Here is a 4093-nt window from a genome sequence, read left to right as displayed (position 1 = left end):
TCACCGAAGCCACCCCCTGGCCCCACCACAACCGACCACGCAACGCCGCCGTCTCCGCCTTCGGCGTCAGCGGCACCAACGCCCACCTCATCCTCAGCGAAGCACCGGCCAGGAAAACCGCCGCCGACACACCCCACGAAGCCGGGACACCCGGGGAGGCCGGGCTCCCGTTGACGCTCTCGGCGAAGTCCCGAGCATCGCTCCGCGCACAGGCCACCCGGCTGCACAGCCACCTGACCGAGCACCCGGACCTTCCACTGCCCCATGTGGCGCACGCTCTGGCCACCACCCGCAGCGTCTTCAACCACCGCGCGGTGCTCACCACTGACTCCCGCGAGGAAGCCCTCCTGGCCCTGGACGCATTGGGGGCGGACCGGCCGCACCCCGCGCTGGTGCAGGGCATGGCGGGCGACGCGGGCGCGGAGAGCGGCGGTACCGCGTTCGTCTTCCCCGGCCAGGGCTCCCAGTATCCCGGCATGGCGCGCCAACTCCTTGTCTCCTCACCGGCGTTCAGGAAGACCGTGCTCGCCTGCGAAGAGGCGCTGTCACGCTACGTGGACTGGTCACTGACCGACGTGCTCGAGGAGCGTGCGGGCGCGCCGGGCCTGGACCGGGTGGACGTGGTGCAGCCCGCACTGTTCGCCGTCCTTGTGGCTCTCGCCCGCCATTGGCAGGCCGCCGGGATCGAACCCGATGCCGTACTCGGCCACTCCCAGGGAGAGATCGCCGCCGCGCATATCGCCGGAGCGCTCTCGCTGGAGGACGCCGTGCACATCGTCGCACTCCGCAGCAGGGCACTGACCTCCCTAGAGGGAAGCGGCGGAATGGCTTCACTGCCGCTGGGCGCCGAAGCCGCAGCGGAGCTGCTCGTCGCCTGGCAGGGGCGGCTGACGATCTCCGCGGTGAACGGGCCCGGGGCCACGGTGGTCGCCGGGGACACGTCCGCCTTGGAAGAGCTCCTCGCTCAATGCGCGACCGACGGGATCGATGCCCGCAAGATCGCGGTGAGTTACGCCTCCCACTCGCATCACATCGACGCGCTCACGGACGAGCTGCTCGAGGCCCTCGCTCCCATCAGGGCTCGCCCCGCGTCCATCCCCTTCCACTCCACCGTCACAGGGACCCTCCTGGACACCCGCGAGCTGACCGCGTCGTACTGGTGCCGCAATCTTCGCCACACCGTCCAACTCGAAGCCACCGTGCGTGGCCTTTTGGACACGGGATGCCGCACGTTCATCGAAGTGAGCCCACACCCGGTCCTCACCCCCGCACTTCAGTCCACGGTGGACACCCACCCCGGCGCCGAGGACGACACGGCCACGCCGCCCCTGGTCACCGGCACTCTGCACCGGAACCGCCCCGCGGGCCAGGCCTTCCACACCGCGCTCGGGCAGCTGCACACCCACCACCACACGATCAACTGGCCCACCACCCGCAGCCGGAACAGACCTTGCCGGCAAGCAGCCGACATCCACAGCACCCCGCCCCACCGGCCGTTGCACCTGCCCACCTATCCCTTCCAGCACGACTCCTACTGGATCGCCCCCCAACCCAGGACCCACGGGCACGCGGATGAGAACGGACCCGCACTGCTTCCCCTGCACTGGGAGCCCTTCCCCACGTCGAGCACCACGGCCGCACTGCCGTCCCACACGGCACTGCTCACCGACCCCCTCAACGCCCACCTCGACAGCGCCCCAGCCCCGGGCACCACTACAGCCACCACTGCCATCGCCGCACTCATACCCGCCACGCACCACCGTCGCGATCTGGCGGAACTGGGTCACGCCCTGGAAAACGGCGCCGCCGCCCCCGACACAGTCATCGCCCCCCTACCCACCAGCACAACCCCCACCAAAGACACCCCCACCGAAATCCACGACACCCTCACCCGCACCCTCACCTTCCTCCAACACTGGCTCAACAACGACCACTACACCAACACCCACCTCATCCTCACCACCCACCACGCCACCACCGTCCACCCCGACGAAGACCCCAACCTCACCCACGCCACCCTCACCGGCCTCATCCGCACCGCACAGACCGAACACCCCCACCGCATCACCCTCATCGACCTCGACACCCACCCCGACACACCCCGCGCACTCCCCCACACCCTCACCACCAACGAACCCCACCTCGCCATCCGACAAGGCACCCTCCACATCCCCCGCCTCACCCGACTCCCACACACCCCCACCCCGGACACACCCGCCACCACCTGGAACCCCCAAGGCACCGTCCTCATCACCGGCGGCACCGGCACCCTCGCCGCCCACACCGCACGACACCTGGTCACCCACCACGGCATACGCCACCTCCACCTCGCCAGCCGCACCGGACAACAAGCACCCGGAGCCGACCAACTCACCACCCAACTCACCCAACTCGGCGCCAAAGTCACCATCACCGCCTGCGACACCGCCGACCCCGACCAAATCACCGCACTCCTCGACACCATCCCCGCCACACACCCCCTCAGCGCCATCATCCACACCGCCGGCACCATCGACATGGCACCCATCCAAAACCTCACCCCCCAACAACTCCACACCGTCCTACGCCCCAAAATCGACACCGCCTGGAACCTCCACCACGCCACCCGCCACCTCAACCTCGACGCCTTCATCCTCTACAGCTCCCTCGCCGCCACCCTCGCCTCCCCCGGCCAAGCCAACTACGCCGCCGCCAACACCTACCTCAACGCCCTCGCCCACCACCGCCACACCCAAAACCTCCCCGCCACCAGCATCGCCTGGGGCCCCTGGGCCGACAACACCGGCATGATCCGCCACCTCAACACCACCACCCGCAACCACACCACCCGCACCGGATTCCCACCCCACACCACCCAACACGCCCTCACTCTCCTCGACACCGCCCTCACCACCCACCACCCCACCACCACCGCAACCCACCTCAACACCACCAACCTCACCACCCAAGCCCACAACAACACCCTCCCCCCACTCCTCCACAACCTCACCCCCACACCCACCACCCACCACCCAAGCGGCTCCACCACGGACGACATGGCGTCCAGGCACTCGCGTACCGGTTCGCTGGCAGAAGGGCTCGGCTCCCTCACCAAGAGCGAGCAGCTCGAACGCCTGCTCTCACTGGTCCGTACGACAATCGCCGCCGTCCTGGCCAGCCCCGACCCCGAGCTCATCGACGCGCGGCAGTCGTTCAAGGAGCTGGGCTTCGACTCCCTCACCACCCTCCAACTGCGCAACCACCTCGCCCACGCCAGCGGGATTCGTCTCCCCGCCACCCTCGCCTTCGACCACCCCACGCCACAGAGTCTCGCCACGTACCTCCGTGAGCAGCTCGTCCCGGCCGGTGGTGAACAGGCTTCGGGCAATGGCGTGTTGGACGTCCTGATGGCGGAGATCGGCAAGCTCGAATCGGCCTTCTCGCCCGAAGCCCTGGATGTGGCAGAACACGCGCAGGTATCCGCGCGCCTCAGGGAGTTCGTCAAGTCCTGGGAGAACAGACAGGGCCACTCGGCAACTGACTCGGCGCCGGGCGACCTGGACTCCGCCACGGACGACGAACTCTTCAGCGTGCTCGACGGCGAGCTCCAGACTCCCTGACCGAAAAATTTCCGACCTCTGCAAGGGACTAATCAAGTGGCTGGCGAAGACAAGCTCCGGACCTACCTCAAGCGGGCGACCACGGACTTGCGTCAGACCCGCCGACGCTTGCAGGAAGTGGAGGAGAGCGCTCACGAGCCGATCGCGATCGTGGGCATGGGCTGCCGCTACCCGGGTGACACCAACTCAGCTGCAGAGCTCTGGGAGTTGGTGACCCAGGCGCGGGATGTGATCGGCGAGTTCCCCACGAACCGGGGCTGGGACCTCGACACCCTCTTCGCCGCGATCCCGGAAGAGGGACGGCGGAACGACGAGGACAGCGGCCAGGGCGATCAGGTGGACGCGGGCCCGGGCACGTCGACCACCCGCTGGGGCGGTTTCCTGCACGATGCCGATCGATTCGATGCGGGGTTCTTCAACATCTCCCCCCGCGAAGCGAAGGCCATCGACCCGCAGCAGCGCCTGCTGCTCGAGGTCACCTGGGAGGCCCTGGA

General features: G+C 68.4%; 2 protein-coding genes. Both read left to right on the top strand.

Features of this window, described 5'->3' with window-relative positions:
* Positions 1-3599: SDR family NAD(P)-dependent oxidoreductase (locus ACFQ7F_RS45525; RefSeq protein WP_383285589.1), on the top strand; the 3599-nt coding region annotated here is incomplete at its 5' end.
* A gap of 36 nt (positions 3600-3635) precedes the next feature.
* The coding region (locus tag ACFQ7F_RS45520; protein ID WP_383285586.1) for a beta-ketoacyl synthase N-terminal-like domain-containing protein at positions 3636-4093 on the top strand (458 nt) is incomplete at its 3' end.

Origin of the sequence: Streptomyces sp. NPDC056486 (genome assembly GCF_042795295.1) — a bacterium.
Taxonomy (GTDB): Bacteria; Actinomycetota; Actinomycetes; order Streptomycetales; family Streptomycetaceae; genus Streptomyces.
Note: the sequence above shows the minus strand (reverse complement) of the source record. Positions and strands in the feature narration are given on the sequence as shown.